Here is a 25006-nt window from a genome sequence, read left to right as displayed (position 1 = left end):
TTCTTTATAGTGCTACTGCCACTCCGGCTGTCTGTCCTGCCGCACTCTCACCCAACGTCGCGGCTAGTGACCAGCGGAGGGGGTGCTCGTGCTCACCGGGGGCGATGTCGAAGTCACCGGCGGGGAAGCCGTCGGAGACGGGGTCTCCGTTGGGCCAGCAAGATGAACGCTCAAATCGTCGAAGGTCTTAAAGACCATCACCTGCCCACCGCTATCATAATAGTCGCCTTTGACTACGTCCCCAGGCTGCACCAGCGGCAATTTCGGCGAAAGCGAGAGATTGGCCGTGAATATGTACGGCTGATCGGCAAGCTGCAGATAAAAGACCGTATTCGACCCTTCCTGCACCGAGGCGACGCGCACCACCCTACCCACCACGGCCTTGACGGTGCCGCTGGTCGGGCGCTTAGTGGCAGAAGCCTGCTGCGTCAGCCATTGCTGATAATCCTGCAGGGCACCGCTCAGCGTCGTATCGTATTGGACATTACTGCCATTGAGATTGCGTGCATCCACAATGCCCACAGCCTGAAAGATACTGCCGCTGCTGACATGTTGGACAAAGATAGCGACCCAGGTCGGTTCTCCATAGAGCTGATAGAGCTGCACACTATCAACATCGTAGCTGCGCAGGTTAGCACGCGTCGACTGAATGGTATTCTCGACATTGCTCCCGATACCAATCCCAGTCAGCGGGTAGAAGGTGCCTCGATTGGCATGGGTATCAAAGAGGACGATGCCCGTGCTGGAATTATCATTGAGAGAGGAGGAGGTCATTGGCACCAACCAGACTGGCTGATCGACGCTGTTATAGAGCAGCTGGGGTTCGCTGGCCGGCACCTGCTGATTGGCGCCCGAAGGATTGAACCAGGGGGCGGCATGGTAGAGACCCCACCACTGCAGGTACTGCGTGACGGTCGCCGCCGGCATCACACGATCCACCCAGCTCGGAACATCCTGGGGACGATAGCGCGTGATCTGGCCAGTATGGGCATCAACCAGCAGAACTTCGCTGAGCACGTCGCCGGTATAGCCACGCGAAGGCTGCATCAGGGAGATGGTCCAGTAGGGATGATACTGGTCATCCAGCTCTAACGTTGGATCAACGAGACGCCCATAGGTGTAGCCGCTCAGATAAACGTGACGCAGCAGGTCCTGATTGAGCAAGGCCCCCGGTAGATAGGCCAGAGTCTTATCTCCCCCAGTCATCAGCCGTGGCGTCGCCTCGGGATTTTCAGCATCGACAACCACGAAGCCAGGGGTATGAGCGTTGGAGAGATTGACAAAGATATTGTTGTAGGTGAGCGGTGCCACGTAGTAGAGGTGATGGTTAATGGACTGCAGCGTGTAGCTGTTAGGGTCAAGATTGTAGGTTGATCCCAGATTCTGGCCAGTGGCTCCCAGCACTTGCTGCCCCTCGTAAGCCGCCACCCCCGGACTGACAAGCACAATATGGTTGGGGTCGGTAGGCGGCAGCGTCGGCGAGTTGGCCGCTTTAATCTGGGGGATGGCTGCCAGGGCCTTGGCATTGCTGTCAAACCAGGTCGTAAAGACAACGATCAGTCCCGAAACCACCAGACCCACAATCCCTACGACCACCAGCCCGAAGAGACCAGCCGCCACGTTTCCTCGCGAGATGGCTTGGCTCTGTCCGGCGGTCTCCTCCTGCCTGGCCCCTGACCTGCCCGCCGCACTCCGTCTCCCAGCGCCTGCCACGATCTCCTCTCTAGCCCCGAAAATCGGACGCACCAGCGAAAAGAGATTCGCCAGGCTGCTGATGGCCAGCGGCCAGAGCACCCATTGCCAGCCTCCCAGTGGTCCGGTCAGAGCTGGAAGATTAAAGTAGACCAGCAGAAAGCAAAAGAGGAGATTGAAGAAGAAATATCCGCCAAACCAGCGCAGAAAGCGCCGAGTCTCAAACGGCTCCCGCCGGCCAAATCCCAGGCGCCCCGCCGTCAGTATCGCCATGACAATCAGTGTCCCGTCGACTGCCAGAAGTACCGTAATCATCGCTCGCTCCCTCCTGCCTCACCGCCAGCAGGCAACCCCTATGGTTATCTTCTACTCATCTGTGAAGCGACAAAGCTGATCAGGCCTCGACTCTGCACTGGCCGTCTCTCTCCCGACCCGCCACACTCCTTTTCCAGGCTCCCGCGGCCTGGCTCTCTCAGTCAGCTCCCTCGCTTGCACAGCCGCCCCTCTATTGTAGTGCCTGGTCGGCTAAAGCACAACACCCGCCCAGCCGCGCTCCTCCTGAGCCGCTCTCTGGCAGCGCAGGGAATTTTCCCCTGGGCGAGACTGTTATGAGTGTTGTAACATAACCAAAGGGGAAAGGAAGGCATAAGCAATTAACCGGGTAAGCCCGGGAGCCGAGACGAAGAACGTTGACCAGCTCCCAGCGCCTTGTCTGCCTGACCTTTGCCAGCTATTGCTCACCTGGAAAATCACCAGGTATAAGGAGTCCAGCAGCATGAGTCTGTTTAAACGACAGGCACCTGAAAGAGCGACCAATCCCAACGCTAAAGAGGGCCCGGGACCGGACCGGCTGCCACCCGGCCAGTACCTGACCAGGAAATGGCCAGTGCTCAGCTACGAGCGCACGCCGAGCTTCCCGCCCGACTGGCGACTCAAGATCAGCGGTGAGGTCGAACAGCCTTTTGAACTGACCTGGGAAGAGTTCCTCGCGCTGCCACGGGTGACCATTACCACCGATATCCATTGCGTCACCACCTGGAGCCGTTTTGATAATACCTGGGAGGGCGTCCACATCCGCGAGATTCTTAAGCGCGCCCGCCCGCTGCCGAGCGCCAGATACGTCATGGCCCATTCCTGGACCGGTTACACGACCAATATGCCGCTCTCCAGCCTGGACGACGATGACGTGCTGATCGCCATCAAGCACGATGGCAAGGACCTGGAGCCGGACCACGGGGGTCCGGTGCGCCTGGTCGTTCCCAAGCTCTACTTCTACAAGAGCGCGAAGTGGCTCGACGGGCTGGAGTTCATGGCCGAGGACCGCCCGGGCTTCTGGGAGATGCGCGGCTACCACAACCGTGGCGACCCGTGGGCGGAAGAGCGCTACTGGTAGCTGTCTCCTCGCTAGCAGGCAACAGAGCACAGGCCGCGCCGGTCGCCCCGTCCCGCCATTGCCAGAGCTTCACCTCAGCACGGCTGGCCGGAGCACCGGCGCGTTGGCTCAGAGAGAGCTAGGAGCGGTTCCGGCGCAGCAGGTCAATCACTACCGCGATCAAACTATAGAGCGAGTCTCCATCCCCGTAAAGACAGCGCTTCCTGGCCTTACCGCGTGGGTTCATCTTTCCTCCCCTGCCACTCTCTGGCATGAGGCTTCCCTCAAATGCCAGCGGATAAGCCTCATCCGGCTCATCGTCGCTCCAGTACAGCTCAGGAAAGGTGCGCACCGCCACCTCAGCCGTATAGTCGCCGCAGGCGATCAGCGTCGCCGGAGCGAAAACCCGAAAGCGCCATTCCGGCTCTACCTCCTCCATCAGGAGCAGCTCATCCAGCTTCTTCACGCTCTCAAAGGAGCCATCCAGATCGAGGCCGAGCGCAGTACGCGCAACCTCTATGAGGACGTTCATATTGTGCACTGCGACGGTGGTGTGCTCATCGTGAGGAAGGCGGGGATCGCGACGATCGACCCGCCGCTCCAGCTCCTCCTGCAGTATCCGATAGCCCTGATCCAACTCCCAGCTGACAGGGAAGCGGAGCAGCCAGCCCTGGGCACCCGGGCTGAAGCCCTCTGCTCGCAGCAGCTCCTCATGAGCAGCGGTTAAGGCCTCTTCCCCCAGCAGCACAACACGCAGCGAGATCCCTCTGGGCAACCCTTGTCTGTAGGGAGGCTCAGCGGTCACCGCGTACCACCGGGCATCGTAGATTACCTGACCCAGCGCGTTCGCAAAAGCCTCCTGATCGTCGTGCTGCGGTTCATAGTAGACGCGGTTCAGAATGCACTGTCCTCCCTCAGAAGAAACCATCAGATGAGGGCCAAATGGCATGGAATCCTCCTTTGCACAAAATCACCGCTCCATGCCAGGAGAGAAAGAGGAGGATCTATCAATAATGCACGCGACCCCTCAAGTGCCTGGAGGAAGTGTAAGAAAGAACACTACTGTAGGCAGCTGTATTATAGACGAGGTCTCCCCAAAAGACAAGAGCGCGGCAGCGAAATGAGCTGAGCCCCAGCCCCAGCACTTTCAACTGCCGCGCCAGCTCCTGCGCCACCGCCTGGGAAGAGGGCCGGGATGGGCCTAGCGCTCAAGCGTCGTCTTGCTATTGCGCTCACCATCGTAGGAGAGCAGAATACGCTTGCCATCGTAGACTGTCTCCAGATGGACCGGTCGACCCCAGAGCTGATGGACATACTGCAGCGTCTTCTCAGCATAGACCATATCGAGGTCCTGGCCCTCATGCAGATGGCGCAGATACAGCTCTCGGTTGCCGCGATAGTCACCATCGTCGACCACGATGTAGGGGAAGCCGAAGTTCGTCATGCTGGCTACGATGCCGTCGCGCACCTTCTCCCAGTTCTTTTCCACAATCACCCACTCATCGCCTTCCTTTTTATACAGGTAGAGATCCAGCTCCTCGACCAGCTCCTTTGTCAGATAGTTGCGCAAGAAAGACACATCGTTATCCAGCTCACGGACCTCAAAGATCTTCTGGCGGCCCATGCCTGGCTTGCGCCCGAGGCGCTCCTGCTCCTCCCTGGTTGGGTTATCCCAACGGCGCTCAATATCCTCGAAAATCTTATAACCCAGGTAGTAGGGATTGAGCGATGTGCGCGAAGGCGAGAGCACGCTCGCGTGCATGCGCGCGAACTCGACCGCCTCGGCATCAGAGAGCATGCCGCGATCGGCCATCTCACGCATGATGCGCGAATGCCAGATAGAGGCCCAACCCTCATTCATGACCTTTGTCTGCATCTGCGGCACAAAGTACAGGAACTCCTGACGCACAATCTCAATCACATCGCGCTGCCATGGCTCCAGAATAGGAGAATGACGGATCAAAAAGAGCAAGAGATCCTTCTGAGGCTTCTCAGGGAACTTTGGAGGACGACCACGGCGACGCTCGCGCTCCTCCTCGGCGCGACGCTCCTTCTCCTCGCGATCCAGCTCCCAGAGATCGTCGTACTCCGTTGAGGGCCGTGTGCGTGACACCTCGCCGCGCCTGAGCTGCTCCTCTTCCTCCGCCTCATCCTCGCCCTTCAAGAAGAGATGGTAGTCAACATGCTCCTGGATCGAGAGCACGGCGTCGAGAAAGTGCTCCACCTCCAGCTTGCCATGATCGAACTCATACCTGGCGATGCGCTCCGCATTAAGGCTGGCGCGCTCGATCATGCGACGCGACGTATGCTGGAAGTAGACATTATTCTTAAAGAAATCGGTATGCCCGAAGACATGCGCCGCCACAAAGGTATTCTGGAGCAGATCGTTCATCTCCATCAGAAAGGCGTAGCTCGGATTCGTATTGACCACCATCTCATAGATCTTGCTCAGCCCCAGATCATAGAGCATCTTCTGACGGTAATAAGCCTTTCCATGAGTCCAGTGGCTGAAGCGGCCCGGCAGGCTGTAGGAAGCAAACTCATACATAATGGTGGCCGGGACCAGCTCGAAATGAGTCGGGAAGGGGTCCAGCCCGAACTCATGGGCAATCTCCCAGGCATAGCCGATGCGATCACGCAGGCGCTCCAGATCGCTATCCGCCATAGGCATCTCTCCCTTGCAGTTGCACTTATCTGCCAGCAGGCACAGCATCGCCGCGGCGCGCGAAGAACTTGCGCAGCGCCGGATAGACTTCCTTCTTATCCGAGATCGTCACCGCCACAAACTTCTTGTCCGTGATGCGGCTATAGGCCGACATCAGCGTACTGGGAGAGCGATAGTGGCCCTCGCGGATCTCGCCGTAGCCGAAGATATTGCACAGCTCGATGAGCTGCTGCACCAGCTGCACGCAGCGATCATTATCCCAGGGAAGGTTGTCGCCATCCGAGAAATGGAAGGGGTAGATATTCCAGTCGTGGGGATTAAAGCGCTCCTTAATGATTTGCAGCGCCAGCTCATAAGCCGACGAAACCTGGGTGCCGCCGCTCTCGCCCTTGTGGAAAAACTCCTCCTCCGTCACCTCCTTGGCCTCGGTGTGGTGACTGATAAAGACGATGTGTACGTTATTATACTTTGTGCGCAGAAAGCGTACCATCCAGAAGTAGAAGCTCCTGGCGATATACTTCTCGAATTCACCCATCGAGCCGGAGACATCCATCATGGCGATCACGACGGCGTTCGACTCGTAACGAATGGTTGGCTCCCAGACCTTGAAGCGCAGATCCTCGTTCTTGATGTCCTTAAAACGCGGCTCGCCCTTGGTGGCGTTGCGCTTCATATTCTCCAGGATGGTGCGCTTCTTATCGAGATTGGTCAGCGGGCCATGCTTGCGGATATCAGTAAAGCGGACCGCGTCGGTCTGTAGCTCCTGCTGGCGTTTCTGCTCCAGATTAGGCAGCTCCAGGTCCTCGAAGATCAGCTCCGACAGCTCCTCCATGCTGATCTCGGCCTCGTAGTAGTCGTAGCCGGGATCTTTCCCAGCCTCGCCCTTCTTGCCGCGACCCGCACGTGGCTCCTGAGCGATCACATCGCCGACGCGGCTCTTCCCATCGCCCTGGCCAGCATGAGTCTGGCGACCAGGATCATAGCGGAAGCGGTACTCCTCCAGCGAACGGATCGGCACGCGCACCGTCTTCTTGCCATCGGAGAGAATGATGCTCTCTTCGCTGACAATCTCCTGCAGATTCTTTTTAATAGCCTCGCGAATCTTCTCCTTGTGGCGCTCCTGGTCAATCTGCCCCTTCCGGTGCAGCGACCAATCGTGTTGTGAGACGGACATAGCGCACACTCCTTCCTGGCTGGAAGCGGAAGCGAAAAGAGAACAGGGGATGAACCACTGGCCGGGCAGGCCGCCCGGTCCTGCCTTACCTGCCGGCCCGGCCTGGCCCGCCTCCCCATCACACGCCCTGGCTCAGATTGACCTCTGCTCTCGTCGTACCTGGTCTGGTCAGCCTGGCAGGAGCAGGCGACCGGCCAACAAGAGGCGGGCAGAAGAGCGGCGCGGCGCGATCAGCTGCTCGGCGCTGCGGCAGGCTACGACCACGCCAGGGCCTGCGTAGTTCGGCGGCTCGGCTGGTTCACCCCCTGGAAGACCGTTTCTTAGCGATTCAACAGGCTCCCGACGTAGCGCAAGATCTCATTGGCGCAGACATAGCAGTAGCCATGCTCCGTTACCAAACGCTCGACTACCTCATTGATCTTGCGCCGCTGCTCCTTATCGGGCGTGCGTGTCGAGGTTGTGATCTTGACGACATCGCGCAGATCGGCGAAGAGCTTCTTCTCGATGGCCTCCTTCAGGCGCTCGTGGCTGGTATAGTCAAAGGTCAGCCCTTTGCGCGCCAGCGACGAGATGCGGATCAGGATCTCCTCACGGAAGGCCCGCTTGGCGTTCTCCGTGATGCCGATCTGCTCCTCGATCGAGCGCATCAGCTGTTCATCGGGATCGATCTCCTCATCGGTGATAGGATCGCGCAGCTTCGTCTTGTTGCAATAGGCCTCGACGTTGTCAAGGTAGTTGTTGAGCAGCGTGCGCGCCGCCTCCTCATAAGAGTAGACAAAGGCGCGCTGCACCTCCTTCTTGGCCAGCTCGTCGTACTCCTTACGCGCCTCACTGATGAAGTTGAGGTAACGCTCGCGCTCCTCCCGGGTAATGCTCGTATGCTGATCGAGACCATCGCGCAGAGCGCGCAGTGCATCAATCGGATTGATGCAGGTCACATTCTGGCGCACCAGAGCATTTGAGAGGCGATTAATGACATAGCGCGGCGAAATGCCATCCATGCCCTCGCGCTGGGCCTCCTCTTGCAGCTCGCGAACATCCTTCTGCTTGAAATCCTCGATGTCCTCGCCATCGTAGAGGCGCAGCTTCTTCATCAGGCTCATACCGGCCTTTTTCGACGGCTCCAGGCGCGTCAGTACGGCGAAGATGCTGGCAATGCGCAGCGTGTACGGGGCAATATGGACGTTGTGCAGGGCACTCTGCTTGAGAAGCTTCTCGTAGATCTTGATCTCGTCGGAGACGCGCAGGTTGTAAGGCACCCTGACCAGAATGATGCGGTCCTGCAGCGCCTCAGACTTCTTGTTGCCGACGAAAGCCTGGTACTCATGCTCGTTGGTATGGCTGACTACCACCTCGTCAGCATAGATCATGCTGAAGCGGCCCGTCTTGATGTTCTGCTCCTGGCTGAGGGTGAGCAGCACATACAGGAACTTCTCATCAACTTTGAGCATCTCGATGAATTCCATCAGGCCGCGGTTGGCAACGTTCAACTCGCCGTCGAAGCGGTAGGCGCGGGGATCGCTCTCGACACCGACCTCACCGATGGTCGAGAGGTCGATGCCACCAACCAGCTCGCTGATGTCCTGGCTCTTGGGGTCCGACGGGGTAAAGGTGCCAATGCCGATGCGATACTTCTCGCTGAAGGCGATGCGCTGGACGGGGACATCTTCGATGCGCCCGTGATACTCGTTGTCGAGCATGTAACGGCAGCGCGGGCACAGATCGCCCTCGATGTAGAGGCCGAACTCCTTCTCGATATCGGGGCGCAGCTCCTGGGGAATGAGATGCAAAGGCTCCTCATGCATCGGGCAACCTTTGATCGCGTAGACGGCGCCGGCCTCGGTGCGCGTGTAGGCTTCCAGGCCCCGCTTGAGCAACTGCACAATGGTCGACTTGCCGCCTCCAACCGGCCCCATCAGCAACAGGATGCGCTTGCGCACCTCCAGGCGCTGGGCTGCCGAATGGAAGTAGTCGACGATCTGCTGCAGCGCCTTCTCGATGCCGAAAATCTCCTGGCTGAAGAAGTTGTATCGCAGTTCGCCGTTGCGCGTAGTCTCGACCCCCGCCTCCATGATCATGTCGTAAATGCGCTCATGCGAGAGGCGGGCGACTTTCGGCCTCTTACACGCGATCTCAAAGTATTGGGCGAACGTCCCCTCCCACGCAAGTGCTCGCTCTCGGTCCCGATATTCCTCTAACCGCTTCACCAGGTCCATAGGTTACCCTTTCTTCTTCTGTCTGCTAGGCTGCCGGCTGATTCTGCAGGCGGGACGCTTCGCCTCAGACCAGCGCCGGCGGGACGGGAAGAACGCTTACTGACTGTTACACCGGGTGTACGCCTTTGCCGAGGTTCCTTTCCTTCTATGCCTGCTATGACTACAATGACTGCTGCTCCTTCCGGCGCGAAAAACAGGTAAACTATGATATCAAAGGGCTGGTTTTCTGCTCGATCTGCATGCCAAGCTAGAGAACCAGCCCTTTCTACGTTGCAACATGCGATATAACTGTATCGGCTGCCTGCATCTTCTGCTCGCTCTCCTTCCGCATCTCCTCTCGCCCTCAATACCCTCTCGCGGCTTGCCAAGCTGCAGAGAAGATGGGCCGCTGTGCGTCTGGCCCTCGGGCCGCGCGGAGCAAGTGCTTTCCCTGCTTCCTGTTCTCTCCCCTCCTTCTCCTCGCCCCTGCGCCCCTCCCGAGAGGTTCCACCTGTTCCCCTCGCAGGGGATACCTTGCCTGGTCGAATGGCATATGCTGCTCGATTCGGACGTGTTCTAGAGTAAACAGTAACGGTAATCGTAGCATACAGTACAGACCGGCCCCTGTCAAGTGGCGAGCACCGCTTTTCAACATCCCCCATCTGGGTCATTATCTGGTCGCCAGCCCGACCCTCTGCGGACCAGCCCTCCCCCCTCTGAGCTGGTCCGCGTAGATCCTTTCTTTTTGTCGAAGGAGAAAGTGGTAAGGCCTCCTGGTCGGAGAGATAGAAGGAAGCACGGCGCTGGCTAGCCACAGTGGCCTGCGCGCGGCACAGGGCGAGGCAATAGAGACAGGTTGCACGCTCTCCGCCGTCCCAGAGGCCAGCCCAGGTCACTCCCAGCACCACCGGAGCACGCTGCCGTCGGGAGGTCAGGCTGGTTACTTACCTGGACGCCCGTTCTCCTCTCAGGAGGGATCGCGCATGACATCGCGTGGGGCTTCGATGAGAGGGATACTGAGGTCAAGCTGACAGCCTCCGCCGGCGGGCCGACAGAGACGAAGCTCGCCTCCTAGCTCGCGCACGCGCTCGCGCATGCCGATCAGACCGTAATGGCCCGGCCCCGAACCGGCGTCCGCGCGCGGCGCGAAAAGGCCGCCGCTGGCAACGGGTGCCTCGTCCCGGCTGCTGGCCGCGAGCTGGGCCTGCACCTCCAGCGGCAGGCCAACGCCGTTGTCGGCAATGGTGAGCTGGAGCCGGCCAGCTTCTGTGCCCAATCGCAGCAAGACCTGCGTGGCCTGGGCATGCTTCTCGATGTTGGTGAGGGCCTCTTGAATGATTTTGAGCAGGGCCTCAATGATTTTGAACAGGTTCTCTTGCCGGTCACCGGGCAGATGCTCCAACTCGGGGGGAAGGTCTAGCTCCAGCCTCCAGCCGCAGCGAACGGCCAGGCGCTGGGCAATGGAGGTAATCGCTTGCCGCAGGGAGCCTTGCAGCAGCACAGGCGAGCGCAGATTTGCAATGGAGGCCCGCAGCCCGCTCATGGCCTCGCGCGTGACCTGCAGCGTCTCGACAATCTCCCGCTCACAGCGCTCCGGGTCCCGACCGACAAGGCGACGCAGTACCTCTAGCTTGACGCTGACCAGGGTGAGGGCATGACCGAGAGTATCATGCATTTCGCGCGCCAGGCGCGTGCGCTCGCGCAGAACGGCCAGCTCCTGTTCCTGAGCCGCCGAGAGCGCCAGACGCCGATGGGCCTCCTCCAGCTCACTATGGGCCTGGGCCAATTCCTGTAAAAGGCGCGCATTGCGTTCCTGTTCGCTGAAGAGGCGGGCAATAGTAAAGGCCGAGATAATCGCCGAGCTGAGCGTGAGCAGCAGTCCTCCCAGCACACCCAGATCATTCAGCTCCAGCGGCCAGTGGAGAATCCCGCTGAGCAGCAGGAAGGTCAGGAGTGAGCAGAGCAGCGGCCAGGTGAGGAAAGGCAGCTCAAAGATGGCGAAGCAGAGACCAAAGACGAGCCAGTAGTTCCAGGCCAGGCCGCGGTTGATGCAGGCCAGCACCAGACAGATGAGATAGCAGCAGGCCCAGAGGATCAGAGCATAGGGACGCGCCGGGGGCCAGCGCCGCTCCCGCAGGAGCCACATACGCCCGAAATGGAAACCCTGTATGAGGAGCAAGAGCAACGAGAGCAGGATGATGGTTATGGCCCGCCAGTCATGAAAGTAACTGGGAGAAGCGTTCAGCACCACATAGTCAGCAATCACCAGGGAGGCGATGTAAAAGAGGAACCATTGCAGACCAAACAGGCGCAAGCGACGGTAGAATCGCTGCTGAGCTTCACTGGCAGCCACCATGTGGCGCGCGTTCTTGCTCGTGGTGGTCATAGTGTCCGGCTGCCCTCCCCTCCAGAGCCTTCTGAGCGAGGGTCACACGAGGCAACGGCGGCTGTCGACTCATCGCACCGGCTCGCTGGACAGAAGGGAGGTCGACCCATCCTGATGGTGCAGCCAGGATGACAAACCGCCCGTCGATGGGATGGGCCGCCTCGTGTTCTCTGGTCGTACTTTCGGTCTCTGTCTACATCGACCAGTATAGCCGCTGGCTCCGACAGGCGCCAGTGCCGAAAGAACTAGGCTTCCTCTATGACTAAAGTCACGGCCTCCCCGACGGCGATGCCCAGCGTGGCGGCAGCGCTGCCATTGCGAATGGCTACCCCAACATAGCCGGCGCTGTCGCTGTAGACAAAGGGTTCGCCCTCGCCGGCTTCACCGGCAAAGAAGGGCTGCCGACGCTCAATGGTCAAGTGACGCCCGGGTATGAGCAGGCGCACACTGGGGGCTGTGAAGAGATCGGGCACCAGGGCCAGGGGAATGCTCGTCACCAGGTTGCCAAAGTGGTCAATATAGATGACTCTGGCCTCGATGCGCCCTCCCTCACGCCGCGGCAGGCTGAGATCGAGGCGCTGCAACGAGTCAGGATCGAGCGTGGGGCCGAAGTCAGACAGCGGAACCCCACGCGCCAGATGGGCCGCCGCCGGTGCAAAGATGTCCCGCCCGTGGAAGGTCGTGCTAACTGCTGGCAGACGATAGGCCGGATTTTCCAGGGCCACAACCTGGCGCAGCGGCTGCTCGGCCAGCACATAGCTGAAGAGACCATTGTCCGGTCCGACAAAGAACCAGTCGCCGGCCTCCAGCGCAATGGCCCGCCGCTGGCTGCCAACCCCTGGATCGACGACACAGAGAAAAACGCTGCCCGCCGGGAAATAGCGATAGGCCGTTGACAGTAACCAGGCTCCAGCAGCGACGTTCTGGGCCGCGATCTCATGGCTGATGTCAATCAGCTGGGCCTGTGGCACGATGCCGGCGATGACCCCCTTCATGATGCCCACAAAGCCATCGCGCAGGCCAAAGTCGGTCATGAGGGCAATCACCGGAATAGATGGACGAACGGCAGCCTGACCACTGGCGCTGGCCGCTCGAGGCTGTTCTTCTTTTTGCACCATAATAGCTTCTCTCTTCACTTCGCTCGGCTTTGCAGTGAAGGCCGGGCGTTTTCTCCTTTCTGTGTAGTCATTCACCGGTGCGCTGTCAAGAGGGCAGGGCCGCAGAATCGCTCAATGGTACTGGCGGCTACCCTTCCTTAGCCATTGTATGCTATACTAGCCACGATATAGAGCGGTCCTGACGAGAATACAGGTAGAATAGAAGAATAGTCCAGGCAATTTCAGCTTTTCTTGAGCCTGTTCTCTCTGCGCTACGAGCGGGTGGTCTGGGTATTCCCGGCCAAAACGCAGCTTTGCAGTGAAACATTCCCTATTTGATTCATTCGCACACGATCACTACAGACAGTCGAAACTCGATGGAAAAGGAGGCGGCGCTTCTTCCCCACCTCTGCAGTCAGGGGGATGCGCTCTGCATGAGCCGATGAACGTCAGTACCGGTGGCTCGCATATCCTTATTTTTGAACGCGATCAGCAACTTGCCGCCTTGCTCAGTAGCGAGCTGCAGCTGGCAGGCTATGAGTGCCATATAGCTCGCACGGCAGTGGAAGTCTTTGACGCGATTGCACGCCATCAGGTGCGGCTGGTCTTGGTCAACCTGGCCCAGGCGGCGGCAGGGCGCCGTGAGTTCTGGGTGGCACTAGACGCTCAGCGTCGTGGGCGCGGTGTGCTGGTGCTGACCTATCGCTGCACCAACCTGGCCGGCTACGGCCCGTATGATCCCGAGGAGCATCGGCAGACTGTCGATGTGGAGGTCGATGGTATGCTCGGCATCATGCGCCTGGTCGAGGCTGTCCGGGCTCAGGTGCCGTTGCCAACCACGGCCTCGCATCCCCAGGTGCGTCTGGCCGATGTGCCAACGCAGGCGTCGCCCTCTCCTACCCTGACAAGTCTGCAGCAGACGCTGCCTCACCCGGCAGTCTTTTCACCGGGCCAGAGCCAGATCAGCGAGCTTCAGCGGCAGTCATCGCCGGCGCCGTCGGCCTATACGGCCAGTGTGCAGTCTGCCCCTTCCGCTCCCCCGGCGCCGACCTTCACCGACAAGATCCGCGCGGTAATCTACCCGGGCAGTCGCAGCTTCTCGCCGGCCCCTGCTGCCGGGCCGGCCCCTGCATCTGCGCAGGAAGCTGCCTGGGGGGCAGCCTTCGGAGCAGGCAGCTTTCAGAGTCCCGAGGGGTTCGTGACCTCCGCCTCCCCCTCCTCAGCTCATATACCTGCTGTCTCGCCGGTAGCCAATGCAGGCAGCCGCCAGCCGCCGCTGAACCAGGCTGGCCAGTTCTCGCCTGCCTCACACGCCGCGCCTTCGCCCAACCAGGCATACTATACTGCGGCAGCCCAGTCGGCGCCGCTGGAGTTCTACGCCCAGCAGCGATCTCAGCCGCTGGAGCCATTCATCCAGGGACCGGTGGAGGCTTTCTATCAGGTGCCGCGCGCGCAGACTTCGGGGCCGTTGCCTCAACCGCAGGCGGGGCTTACTCCCCAGGAGGGGCCGTCGCAGATGCCACCAATGTCCGCTATGACTCAGGCCAGTCCCTCGCCTTTTGCCTCGGCGCCACAGGCTTCACAGCCCATGCCAGCTTATCAGCCTCAGCCACTCTTGCAGGAGAGTCCCTATCAACCCAGCCAGGCCTATACGCAGTACGCGCCGCCCGAGGAGAAAGGCGAGTCGAGCCTGGCTCAGCTGACGCGCCTGCTGCGCGAGCGCACCGCGGCTTCTGCGCCCGGGGAGCGCGGGCCAGAGCCAGGCGAGGCACCAGTCTCTCCTGGTGGAGCGACGGCTCCGGCGTCAGCAGCTTCGGCCCCTCCTTCGCCGCTGAGCACAGCCTCGCTGCGAGTGGCCCCCATCCAGGGACTGCAATCGGACCAGGAGCCTGATTATCGTCCCTCGCGCACGGAGTCGCATGCCACGGCTCGCAGCCATTTGCAGGCCCTGGCGAGCGCGAGTCCGACCATCGGCGAGCTGTCGTCGCTGCGCATGGCCGCTCCCTCCTCAGCTCCTGCCCCGGCCCCAGCCCCGGCCACGAGCCAGCCGGCAACTCCTACTGCCCAGCCGCGAGCTTACACCGCTGAGCAGCCAGCGGTCGAACGGCGTCCGGTCTACAACGGCGCCAACGCAGATCGAGCTGAGCACCTCCCTGCTGGCCAGATGAGCAGCACTGGCGCCGTGGAGCGAGTCGAACGGGAGGTGCACACGGCCTCCGGCCAGCCCCTGCCCGGCGACGACCTGGCTGCCACGGCTGATGAGGAGACGAAGAAGGAGATGATCCATGCTGAGGCGGCTCCGGTCGAGCCAGCGCGCCGTCCCGCGCTTGAGCGCGAGTCGATCACGTCCGATACGACCTTGCTTGATATTGTGCAAAGCCTGCCGCCAATGGAGCCACCACCGCAGCGGCAACAGCAGCAGTCGCCGCCGGTTCTCAATGGGCGGGCCACGCGCTCGCTCGGCAGCGTCCTACTGGAAGGCCATCTGGTACCACCCGAGCGCCTGGAGGTAGCGCAGAACGTTCAACGCATGCTCCGAGGGGTCGATCTCAATTATCAGTTGGGGGAGATTTTACTCATGTTCAAGTTGCTGACCCCCGATCAGCTGCTAGCGGCTAGCCTGGTGAGCTATGGCCTGCTCAATACGGCACAGATCCGCTCGCTAGGCCGCATCCGCCAGGAGCTGCATTCGATGGGTCTGGAATACGATCTTGAGAATTTACTCATCCTGTTCCGCATCCTGACTCCAGAGCAGCTGCGCGAGGTGCGCGCCAGCTGGTCGTCCTGAGCTTCTCCCTGCTCCTGGCCGGTTCCATCCAGGAGGCGTGAGGCTGATCTGCTCAACCAACAAGTGCCCAAAACAAAACAGGAAGAGGTCTGGCCCGCCACCGCGGGCCTTCCTTATTATTTATATCTGCCCGTCCGTCTGAGCTGATCCCTCCTGACCCTTCTGCCTGGTCCTGGTCGCGCGCGCTCTCTCCACAGCGGGTAAGCAGAGAAGAGATGGAGAGGCGGTCGCTCGCCTTGCTACCTCCCGGCACGCAGATTGGCTATAATGTCTGGTGCTAAGAGAGCGCATTTTCACCCTTAGCAGGAGCCATTCTCATGCCACAACAACAGCAACAACAGCAACAGTTTGCCGACTACGATCTCCTCGCTGTGTTTAGCGATGAGGAGAAAGCAAGTGCGGCAGAGGGGAAGCTACGCCGTGAGGGTTTCAAGGATGAGGAGATCTATCGTCTGAGCGCCGGGGCAGTCAAAGGAGGGGAGTTCCGCGATCACGGCCCACGCCAGGATCGCAGCACTTTCTTCTTGCAGACGACACGCAGCGGCCCCTCGCCGGCCCTGCTGCTGGTGCTGGCACTGGTGGCGGGCCTGGTGGTGGGCTTGCTGGCCTTTGCGCTGGGCTTCGCTTTTCCCGCTTCTGAGCACGGGCCGATTACGCTGATCGGGGTGGTAGTGGGCCTGGTCTGCGGCGTGGTGGTAGCCTTTGTCCGTGGAAGCCGGGTGCGCGGCGCTATCGGGCAGGATCTGTCGCGCCTCCCTCAAGCATCAGCTCCTACACGCGAGGCTCGGACGGTGATTGCTCTGCGTTTGCTCGATCCAGAGAACATCAGCCGCAAGTCCCGTGCGCGGGCGATCTTGCTCAATAACGGAGGCCGCATCGATCGGAGTGTGGGCCGCCGGGAGTGAGAAGCGGCGAGCCGGGCGCAATGGAGCGCTCTGCTCCCGCTTTTTTTCGCTTGCTAGCAATGGCGCAGCGCTCGCTGTAGTCTGCTTATCGAACAACGTCATAGCAATAATGAGGCAGGTGAGGGTCTTACCACTCTGCTGGGCAAACACTGGTAATATCTTGGTTTCTCGATTAGAATTAGAATAGATTTACAGCAAAGTATCGGCAAGCGCCGGCGGCCCTGGCAGAAGCCCAGAGGTCGCTCAGGCGGGAGAAAGAGCGTATGAAGGGGAACACTGTGCCACCAGCGAGACTGCAGGTTGATCTGGAGAAGCTCGCGCGCCTGCGCGACGCGCTCTTTCCACCGTATAAGGTCATTCTCTTCAACGATGATGAGAATACGATGGATTATGTGGTCGCTGCCCTGCTGCACGCTGTCAATAGCCTGACGCTGCCGGAGGCCGAGCGCATCATGCTGACAGCCCATGTGACAGGGAGTGCCGTGGTTGTAGTCTGTCCCAAGGAGATGGCCGAGTATTACCAGGAGCGCCTGCTCAGCTACGGTCTGACGGCGACGATCGAACCGGATTAGCCTCTGGCTGGGTCCCAGGCCCCCATAGCGGGAAGCTTCCTGACCCAACTCGCTTGCTTACTGGCTGACCGGGCTGGCCGACTGGTGGTTTGTTCGTTTGTTCGTTCGTTCGTTCGTTGGCTGATCATGATCGCTGTTGAATACCACAGAGCAAGGACTGGCAGCAGGCTTTCTGGGCAGCGCTCACTACCATTGACGCTGCCAGTCTCTTCCACTTAGAATCTGTAGAAGGGTCTGCAGGGATGCAAAGAGCAGGCTCTTTCATGCGTATGCAGAGGTGCAAGGCGCAGAGCCTGCATGAGATCCGAACGAAGATGATGCTGTTTTGTCAGATTCGAGATCGAGAAGAGGGGAGACACTATGGTTCACCTATGGCGCTCAAGAACGAAGGAGGAGGCCGAGACCACCAAGGCGCCCGGGGTCGGAGCCACCGGCGATATCGCGGTTATTGTCGAGGGGAAGAAACTGGATACGGAACTGGTCAGGCTGGCTTGCCTGATGGCCAAGCGCGCCAAACGCAAGGTTCACCTGGTCCACATTATTGAAGTTCCTCGTACCCTCCCCCTCAAGGCTGTCCTCACAGAGAAGTCAAATGCCGCCAATAAGCTGCTCTCCGAGGCCATTGCCATTGCCGAAGAGGCCGGCTGCGACGCTGTCGCCGAGATCGTCCAGGCCCGCGATGCCGGCCCGGCGATTGTGGACGAGGCCCGCGATCACGGCTGCGCTCTGATTATGCTAGGATTGGTGCGTAGCCACCGCTCCCAGAATAATCTGGGTAAGACGATCCCATACGTGCTGCTCAATGCCCCCTGCCGGGTCTGGGTAATCCAGGACCCCAATGGCACGGCTGCCGCCAGTACGCCCGCGACCGCCACAACAAGCAATAGCGATGTCAGCGTCTCAAAGGCATAACGATAGATTCGTATCTATACTGCATGCATTACGCTAGCCGCCTATGACTGCTTCAAAATACGCCGAATACGGGTGAGGCGCACGCTACACGCTGCACGCTACACGCCAGGCTCTGCTCAGTCTGGTCGAGCCGTGAGAGGCCTTCGTCCCGGCGCGTGAGACCTGCGCCGCCGCCGGGGGCTTTGCTTCTCCCGCCACTGCGTTGCGCCGCCCGGCCCTGTGGGTGCCTTCGTCCTTCACACATGGTGAGCGCTTGCGGTCGGTGCAGGTTGTTTTTTCTCTTTTCCTGCCTGCTCGCTTGCCTGCAGTGGCCGGCCTTTTGCTCATCACAGTCAGCATGCTGATATGCTATAATTAGGGTGAGCAGGATTCTTCTTTTTATTGACTCAACCGGCTATCACTAGCTCAATCCTGGGAGGAGTCTCGCCATGACGACCAGTCCACAGAATGCAGGGCCACCGCCACGCTCCCATAAGGACTACTATACCGCCCTTCATCAGGCCGCGCTGACCTTCTCTTCCAGCCTTGAGTTGGATGAGGTGCTCCACAGCGTGGCCAAAAGCATCGCCGAGGCGATGCAGGTGAAAGCCTGTGTGCTGCGTCTGTTTAACAAGCGCACAGGCCAGCTTGAGATCAGCGCCTCCTATGGGCTGAGCAGCGACTATCTCGGCAAAGGCCCGGTCGATGTCTCTCACAGCCCTATCGATCATGAAGTGCTGCAAAGTGGCCAGCCGGTCTTCATCCCCGATGTGCGCGTCGACTCCCGTTTTCAGTATCAGGAGGCCGCGCGACGCGAGGGCCTGGTCTCGCTGCTCTGTGTACCGCTGGAGGTGCGCGGCGAGGTCATCGGCGTCTTGCGTGTCTATACTGCCGAACCGACAACCTTCCACGAGGATGATGTGCAGTTCCTGACCGTTCTCGCCAGTCTGGCCGCCCTCGCCATTGAGAACGCCAGACTGTACGAGAATCTGAAGAGTTCTTACGATGGCGTGATGGATGCTCTCTGGGGGAGCAGCCTCAGTCGCCAGGCGTAAGCCGGCACGGTGGCACCCACCTCTGCCCCATTCTCAACTTTGCGCCTGCTCGTCTCTTGCTTCTCGCTTACCTCTACTCTATCCTGGCTTGACCTGGCTTTTGTCAGGCTGACTTTCCTTCGCTTCACCGAATGAGCGTGTTGGTGAGATAGGGTGAGGTGAAGGTTGTGCGTTCTCCTGCTCGTCTGCCAGGTACAGGGAAGAGCCGCGCCGCCAGTGGCTTGCGCAGACGCATGGCCAGGGCGGCCACGTCGAGGAGGAGGCCCGCAATGGTCTGCTCGGAGCTGTCACCCGGCAGAGGAATGGTGTCCAGTCCTGTGCCGCAGACGGCGGAGTAGAGCAGCAGCTGATGGACGTGCAGGCGCCCCTCTTCCCAACGTCTCCCCAAGAGGGCGTCCTCTAAGACGGGCAGCATGAGGCCACAGTAGCCGCAGGTGGGCAGCGTAGTGCTTTGGAGGCCGCGGGTAATGGCGGCAGCGACGGTCAGGGTGCCCGGATCACCGATGAGGCCATAGCCACAGGCTTCGAGGGCGGGTACGATGCTCTCTTCCCCGAGGGGGGCAGGCGAGAGGTCGAGGCCGTGGTAGTGAAGCTGGTGCTCGTCGCTGAGGGCACGCGCCAGGTCAGCCAGCGGCCCCAGTTGCTCTTCGAGCGTGCGACGAACGATGGCGCTGATGGCTTCCGGGGCCAGAGGACGGCCCCCCTCTGCCGCAGCAGCGCTGAGGGCCTGGCCGAGGAGAGACACACTCTGGAGACCGAGGCCGAGGCTGGCCGGACCACGATGGTAGGCGGCAGGAAAGAAGGGACAGCCCGGCTCGACACAGGCAAGCATGGCAAAGCGAAAGTTGCCATCGCCTTCAGGGGTCTCTCGGGCTAGACGGAGCATGAGGCGGGCTATGGCAGGGGCCGCTTCCTGGCGCAAACCCTGCGCGCTGCTGGCCAGCAGGGCACTGGCACTGAGTGCCGGACCCGCGATGAGCAGATCGGCGAGCAGGGCCAGACGCTCAAGCGGAAAGGTTGGCTGGGCGACGAGAGCTGGACCAAGCGAGCAGAAGGCAATTTCGACTTCGGTCAGCATCTCCTGTAGCTCGCGCCCGTAGCGCTCGATCTCCCGGGCCGGCCAGGTGGCCAGGTCGCTGAGCAGAGGACGGGTGGCAAGACGCAGTGTCTGCACTTCATAGCCTACCTCTTGCAGACGGACGGCAATGGCCCGCAGCTGCTGGGCCAGGCGCCGGACAATCGCAGCTGTCAGCGGATGCGGCTCGGCTACGCCCAGGGTGATGGTGCGAATGGGGACCATTGTTGCTGACTCCTTTCCTCCCTCGTTGCTATCCGTATACAATATCTCCAGGATACGCTATTTGGATGCAGGCCGCCAGCACGTCAGCCCGCGTCAGGCCATGAGCTAGCAGAGGGAGGGCCACCGGGCCGCGTACAAGGGGCCACGTCGCCTCCGACGGCAAGCTTCCAGGGAGAGAGGTAACAGCCAGGCGCTATGTCTACGACTTCAGAGACCGCGCAGCAGGCTGGCTCCTGCTTTTTGTGCTCGCTTGCTTCATCGACTCGTCCCTGCGCTGTTCCTCGCCTTGAGGGCTTCCTCCTCGCCGCCTGGGAACAAGCAGTCGGCTCCGCGGCAGGCGAGCGCTCCGGTGAACGTCTTCCCGGTCTGCTCTTAAAAAGTGCTGAGGGACTTGTCTCCCTCCTGTTGACCCGCGACTATCGGCGCCTGGTGCAGGAGCTGCGGGCCCGCGGGCGCAGCGTGCGCGGGTTGCGGCTGCGCGTCTATCACCTGCCTAAGCCGGCCCAGCGCATCGAGCAGCATGGGCGCCCTCTGCTCTCCTACCGCGCTGATCCCTGGACGCTGGTTGTGATCGAGCCAGACACACTGCTCAATATTACGGACCTGCTTTATGCCGAATACTGTCCTCGCCAGTATCTGCTTCAGCGCCTGCTCCCCAGCGAGGCAACACTGGAAACGCTGCGCGGGACACTGGTCCATGCTTGCTTTAAGGAGCTGTTGAAGGCCCATGACCGCGGCGCGCTGACGGAGGAACGAGGTCAGGCTCTGGCGCTGCTACGTCAGCAATTGCGCCAGGCTTTGGAGCGCAACCGCCTTGAGCTGGCGCTCTTGAATATCGGGGCAGAGCAGTTGGAGGCAGAGGTGGCACCCCATTTGGAGAGCCTGGCGAACTGGTTCGAGCAGCAGCGCAGTACGCTTTGGGATGTCCCTTTGCCGACGGAGGGCACCGCGGGCAGCAAGGAGGGCAGCGATCATTTGGTGCGCGCCGAAACGTTTTTGCTGGCGCCAGAGCTTGGCCTGAAGGGACGTTTAGATCTGCTCTGGCAGCAGGGAGAGCGGCGGCGCTTGCTGGAACTGAAGACGGGCGGCGCCTCGGGGCCGCTGCCGCGCCGCAATCATCGCTGGCAGGTGCACGGCTATCACGCGCTCTTGACTGTCCGCCGCCAGGCTCGCACGCAGAAGGCGCTGGCGACCCTGCTCTATAGCGGCACCCCCGGCGAGGCCCAGGCTTTTGGAATTCCCTTCTCAGTCCGCGAGCTGCAGCAGGTGAATGAGCAGCGCAATCTGCTGGCGCTCAGCCACGTCACTGGGGAGCCATGCGCTCCACCAGGGCCGGCGCGCTGCAGAAAGTGTGCGCTGTTGGAGGAGTGCCGCCTCGTCTCCTGGCTGCTGGCCTGGGAGCCGCCTGCGCTCGCTGCCACGGAAGGGTCAACGACTGACTCAGGCACGCCTGAGCCGCCACCGCTGGCCACCTCGCTCATGGAGAGCGATCGAGCTTTCTTTGCCCGCTACTATCACTTGCTCCAGGTCGAGGGACGGACCAGTGAGCAGGAACAGGCCCTGCTCTGGCAGGCACCGGTCGCTGAGCACGTGGCGCGCGGGATGGCCATCGCCGGGCTGACCCCTCTGGAGCCACCACAGCCCACTGAGCAAGGCGAGTGGGTGCAGCGCTTCCGCTGCGAGAACCGCTCGGAGCTGCGCAGCGGCGATGAGATCCTGCTCTGTGACGGCCATCCCCTGGATGGTGAGGTGGTCACAGGGACCATCCTGGAGATCGGCGCACGCGAGGTGACTGTCTGGACTCCTGAGCTGATCGCCCATCCGACCTTGATCGAGCGCCACGCCACGGATGTGGTCCATCTGCGCACGCTGCAGAATCTCTGGCGCTGGCTGCACGTGGAGCCGCGCCTGCGCGAGCTGGTCTACGGCCTGCGCCGTCCGCGCTTCAGTCGCGAGCCGGTGGTTCCACGAGGGGACTTCAATCGCGAGCAGAATCTGGCGGTAGAGCGCGCGCTCCAGATGCAGGATTATCTGCTGATCCACGGTCCACCAGGCACAGGAAAGACGGCGGTCATTGCGGAGATTGTCAAACGCCTTTGCCAGCGCGGCGAGCGGGTCTTGCTGGCGGCCTTTACGAACCAGGCGGTCGATAATATGTTGCTGCGCCTGGAGGCGGAGGGTTTCCACGATTACTTGCGCCTGGGCCATGAGCGTAGCGTGGCCGAGGGCGTTCAAGAGCATCTCCTCAAGCACCTGGCACCGCTCTCGTCGAAGTCAGCAGAGTCGCTATCAGCTCAGGAGGACGCAGGGGAAGCGATACCCGGCCTGGCGACCGCCGAGCTGCGGGCCGCCCTCCGGACGCTGCCCGTGGTGGCCTCAACCACAGCTACCTGGTCGTCTGAGCGCTATGTGCCCGAGGGAGCGCAGGAGGATGGGGCTGGCTCGCTGCTACGCTTCGATGTGGCCCTGATCGATGAGGCCGGCCAGTTGACGGTTCCAGCTCTGCTCGGAGCCTTGCGCTTTGCGCGACGCTTTATTCTGGTGGGCGATGAAAAGCAGTTGCCGCCGCTGGTGCTCAGTCGTGAGGCGGCGGAGGGAGGACTGCGCGAGTCGCTGTTTAGCCTGCTGAAGCGCCGCGATGAGGAATATCGGGCTGCGCACCCGGGAAGCGAGAGCGCCTGCGTGGCCCTGACAACTCAGTATCGGATGCATGAGCAGATCGCCGCCTTCCCTTCGCGCTCTTTCTATGGGGGAGAGCTGCGCGCCCATCCGACGGTGGCGCGGCGTCAGCTCAGCTTACGTGGTCCAGCGGCGCCGCGCCTGGGCGAGCGCCCGGCTGTTCTGCGTGCGCTGCACCCTGGCCAGCCTGTCGTCTTCCTCAACGTGACCACGCCCGAGAGCGAGGCCCGCGTGAGTCAGGCCGAGGCCCGCCTGGTACGTGAGCTGGTGACGGCTTTGCTTGGGCGCGGGGTTGGTCCATCACAGATTGGAATCATCGCGCCCTATCGCGCTCAGGTGGCGAATCTCCGCCGTCATCTCGTCTGGAAACAGTACGGCGCTCCTCATCCGGCGCTGACAATCGATACGGTCGATCGCTTCCAGGGCGGCGAGCGCGCGGTGATTATTATCTCGTTCGCTACAACGCAGCCCCCCCCACCGGGCAGCCTGCTCTACGAGTTTCTGACCGATGCCCACCGCCTCAACGTGGCTCTGACCCGCGCCCAGCGCAAACTCATCCTGGTCGGGCACGCCGCCGCGCTGGAGGGGCTGCCGATCCTGGGCGATCTTCTGAACTACTGCCGCGAGCTGGAGGCCTTTATTTCAACGGAATAGGAGCGAGCGAAACGATGGAGGAGCAGAAGCGCATTTTAGTGGTTGGCAGCCTGAATATGGACCAGGTGGTGCAGGTACCGCGCCTGCCGGTGCTCGGCGAGACGCTGCTGGGGGCCGGCTCGTTGAAGCTGGTGCCTGGGGGAAAAGGCGCCAACCAGGCGGTGGCAATGGCCCGTTTAGGGGGAGCCGTGACGATGGCTGGTCGAGTAGGCCGCGATCCCTTTGGGCAGCAACTACTGGTCGCTCTGCAGGCGGCGGGCGTCTCTACAGAACTGGTGGCCATTGATGAGGAGGAGGCCAGCGGCACGGCCTTTATTTTCCTGGTAGAGCAGGATAATGCCATCATTGTGGCAGCGGGCGCCAATGGCAGTCTCGGGCGCGACGCCGGCCACCTGACACGCATCGAAGAGGCCCTGGCCCAGGCCTCTGCCTTGGTCTTACAGCTGGAGATCCCGCTGGCAACGGTCGAGCACCTCATCACGGCAGCCCGGGCGGCGGCTGTACCGGTAGTGCTGAACGCCGCTCCGGCACAGCACTTACGTCCAGATCTGCTGCGCCAGGTCGAGCTGCTGATCGTGAACGAGCACGAGGCCCAGGCGCTGGTAACAGCCCTGGGAATGCTGTCCGCTTCTACCGTGACCAGCGCTGAGACCAGGGAGCCAGCAGCGAAGGATGTTCTGACTCAGGCGCGCGCGCTGGCTCTGCGCCTGCATGAGCATGGGGTGGCGACGGTAGTGGTCACTCTGGGAGCGGCAGGAGCGCTGTTGGTCACTCGCGGGGACCAGCCAGGAGCAGGCCCGCTCTCCCTCTACGAGCCGGCTCCGCGCGTCCAGGTGACCGATACGACGGCTGCCGGCGATTGCTTCGTGGGCGCTTTGACGGTTGCGCTGCTGGAGGGTCAGACCCCCGCCCAGGCACTGCGCTTTGCGGTCTATGCCAGCGCCCTGAAGGTGACGCGCTTCGGCGCTCAATCTGGGCTGCCGAGTCGGGCTGAGGTGATGGCCTTCCTGGCTGGAGACTCATCTCAGGCTTAGCTTCCAGGCCGGGGCCTGCCCTGGCTCGTCGGCCTTTTTTGACAAGGCTGGCGCCTTGCGCTATATTTATGTGGAGTAATCCCTACTATGATGCTTGGAATATTGGGCTATCAGCAGGGAAGGAGCAGCAGACTATGCCCCAGATCAATGAGGCCGAAGTGATCGAGGCCCTGCGGGAATGCTACGATCCAGAGATTCCTGTCAATATCTACGATCTCGGCCTGGTCTATGGGATTGATATCAATCAGGAAACAGGCCATGTGCATATTAAGATGACGCTGACATCGCTGGGCTGCCCATTGGTTGGCGACGTGATGTCCGAGGTCGAGATGCGCGTCAGCCAGGTCGAGAATGTCAAGTCATGCGATGTGGAGATGACCTTTGATCCCCCCTGGACACCCGACCGCATGAGCGAAGATGCGAAGTGGGAGCTGGGTTTGATCTAGCCTGGCCAGCGCGGAGTCGCTCCTGGCGGTCGCGGGACCAGTCTGCCTGTTGTAACCACGCCCGCTTGCCGCTGACGACCCGCGTCCCTATCCCTACCGCA

17 protein-coding genes are annotated in these 25006 nt (G+C 61.1%); 9 read left to right on the top strand and 8 right to left on the bottom strand.

What is annotated here, in order from left to right; translation table 11 throughout:
* Positions 1–63 precede the first annotated feature (63 nt).
* Positions 64–2007, bottom strand: coding sequence for a hypothetical protein (locus tag A4R35_RS20785; protein WP_112432813.1), 1944 nt, complete (start codon positions 2005–2007; stop codon positions 64–66).
* 460 nt (positions 2008–2467) lie between these two features.
* Between A4R35_RS20785 and A4R35_RS20780 the strand changes: the two genes are divergently transcribed.
* Positions 2468–3085: a sulfite oxidase-like oxidoreductase gene (locus A4R35_RS20780; RefSeq protein ID WP_112432811.1), complete on the top strand. Its 618-nt coding sequence runs from the start codon at positions 2468–2470 to the stop codon at positions 3083–3085.
* 118 nt (positions 3086–3203) lie between these two features.
* On the opposite strand, the gene A4R35_RS20775 is transcribed toward A4R35_RS20780, so the two are convergent.
* From A4R35_RS20775 to A4R35_RS20750, 6 genes are all read right to left on the bottom strand, one after another.
* Positions 3204–4013 carry a hypothetical protein gene (locus tag A4R35_RS20775; protein WP_112432809.1) on the bottom strand — a complete coding sequence of 270 codons (810 nt, stop codon included), beginning with the start codon at positions 4011–4013 and terminating at the stop codon, positions 3204–3206.
* Between the two features lie 252 nt (positions 4014–4265).
* Positions 4266–5729: a SpoVR family protein gene (locus tag A4R35_RS20770; RefSeq protein ID WP_112432807.1), complete on the bottom strand. Its 1464-nt coding sequence runs from the start codon at positions 5727–5729 to the stop codon at positions 4266–4268.
* A 25-nt stretch (positions 5730–5754) separates the two neighbouring features.
* Positions 5755–6903, bottom strand: coding sequence for a sporulation protein YhbH (gene yhbH / locus A4R35_RS20765; RefSeq protein ID WP_112432805.1), 1149 nt, complete (start codon positions 6901–6903; stop codon positions 5755–5757).
* A gap of 320 nt (positions 6904–7223) precedes the next feature.
* The gene (locus tag A4R35_RS20760) at positions 7224–9119 is read right to left on the bottom strand and encodes a PrkA family serine protein kinase (RefSeq protein ID WP_112432803.1); all 1896 of its coding nucleotides are present in this window, start codon (positions 9117–9119) and stop codon (positions 7224–7226) included.
* 946 nt (positions 9120–10065) lie between these two features.
* Entirely contained in the window at positions 10066–11484 is a 1419-nt protein-coding gene (locus A4R35_RS20755) for a sensor histidine kinase (protein WP_112432801.1), read from the bottom strand.
* A 245-nt stretch (positions 11485–11729) separates the two neighbouring features.
* Positions 11730–12602 (bottom strand): SAM hydrolase/SAM-dependent halogenase family protein, encoded by an 873-nt coding sequence (locus tag A4R35_RS20750; protein ID WP_112432799.1) that lies wholly within the window; start codon positions 12600–12602, stop codon positions 11730–11732.
* A gap of 421 nt (positions 12603–13023) precedes the next feature.
* Between A4R35_RS20750 and A4R35_RS20745 the strand changes: the two genes are divergently transcribed.
* The 5 genes from A4R35_RS20745 (at position 13024) to A4R35_RS20725 (ending at position 18792) form a co-directional block, all read left to right on the top strand.
* The gene (locus A4R35_RS20745; protein ID WP_112432797.1) at positions 13024–15369 is read left to right on the top strand and encodes a hypothetical protein; all 2346 of its coding nucleotides are present in this window, start codon (positions 13024–13026) and stop codon (positions 15367–15369) included.
* Between the two features lie 317 nt (positions 15370–15686).
* The gene (locus A4R35_RS20740) at positions 15687–16274 is read left to right on the top strand and encodes a hypothetical protein (RefSeq protein WP_112432795.1); all 588 of its coding nucleotides are present in this window, start codon (positions 15687–15689) and stop codon (positions 16272–16274) included.
* A gap of 263 nt (positions 16275–16537) precedes the next feature.
* Entirely contained in the window at positions 16538–16846 is a 309-nt protein-coding gene (locus tag A4R35_RS20735) for an ATP-dependent Clp protease adaptor ClpS (protein ID WP_112432793.1), read from the top strand.
* A gap of 360 nt (positions 16847–17206) precedes the next feature.
* On the top strand, positions 17207–17758 hold the full coding sequence (locus tag A4R35_RS20730; protein ID WP_112432791.1) for a universal stress protein: 552 nt from the start codon (positions 17207–17209) through the stop codon (positions 17756–17758).
* A gap of 428 nt (positions 17759–18186) precedes the next feature.
* Positions 18187–18792: a GAF domain-containing protein gene (locus A4R35_RS20725; RefSeq protein WP_112432789.1), complete on the top strand. Its 606-nt coding sequence runs from the start codon at positions 18187–18189 to the stop codon at positions 18790–18792.
* A gap of 124 nt (positions 18793–18916) precedes the next feature.
* Here the strand turns inward: A4R35_RS20725 and A4R35_RS20720 are convergent, their stop codons facing one another.
* On the bottom strand, positions 18917–20092 hold the full coding sequence (locus A4R35_RS20720) for a DUF711 family protein (RefSeq protein ID WP_112432787.1): 1176 nt from the start codon (positions 20090–20092) through the stop codon (positions 18917–18919).
* Positions 20093–20287: 195 nt separating this feature from the next.
* Here A4R35_RS20720 and A4R35_RS20715 point away from each other — a divergent pair, with 195 nt between their 5' ends.
* The 3 genes from A4R35_RS20715 to A4R35_RS20705 all read left to right on the top strand — a co-directional run bounded on the left by A4R35_RS20715 (position 20288) and on the right by A4R35_RS20705 (position 24905).
* Entirely contained in the window at positions 20288–23425 is a 3138-nt protein-coding gene (locus tag A4R35_RS20715) for an AAA domain-containing protein (protein ID WP_112432785.1), read from the top strand.
* Positions 23426–23439: 14 nt separating this feature from the next.
* A complete protein-coding gene (locus tag A4R35_RS20710) occupies positions 23440–24459 on the top strand; it encodes a ribokinase (protein WP_112432783.1) in 1020 nt (339 codons plus the stop codon).
* Positions 24460–24593: 134 nt separating this feature from the next.
* Positions 24594–24905 carry an iron-sulfur cluster assembly protein gene (locus tag A4R35_RS20705; protein WP_112432780.1) on the top strand — a complete coding sequence of 104 codons (312 nt, stop codon included), beginning with the start codon at positions 24594–24596 and terminating at the stop codon, positions 24903–24905.
* The last annotated feature ends 101 nt before the right edge of the window (positions 24906–25006 follow it).

It is taken from the genome of Thermogemmatispora tikiterensis, from assembly GCF_003268475.1.
In the GTDB taxonomy this organism is placed as follows: domain Bacteria; phylum Chloroflexota; class Ktedonobacteria; order Ktedonobacterales; family Ktedonobacteraceae; genus Thermogemmatispora; species Thermogemmatispora tikiterensis.
The sequence above is the reverse complement of the archived record's forward strand: the minus strand, read 5'-3'. Positions and strand labels throughout refer to the sequence as shown.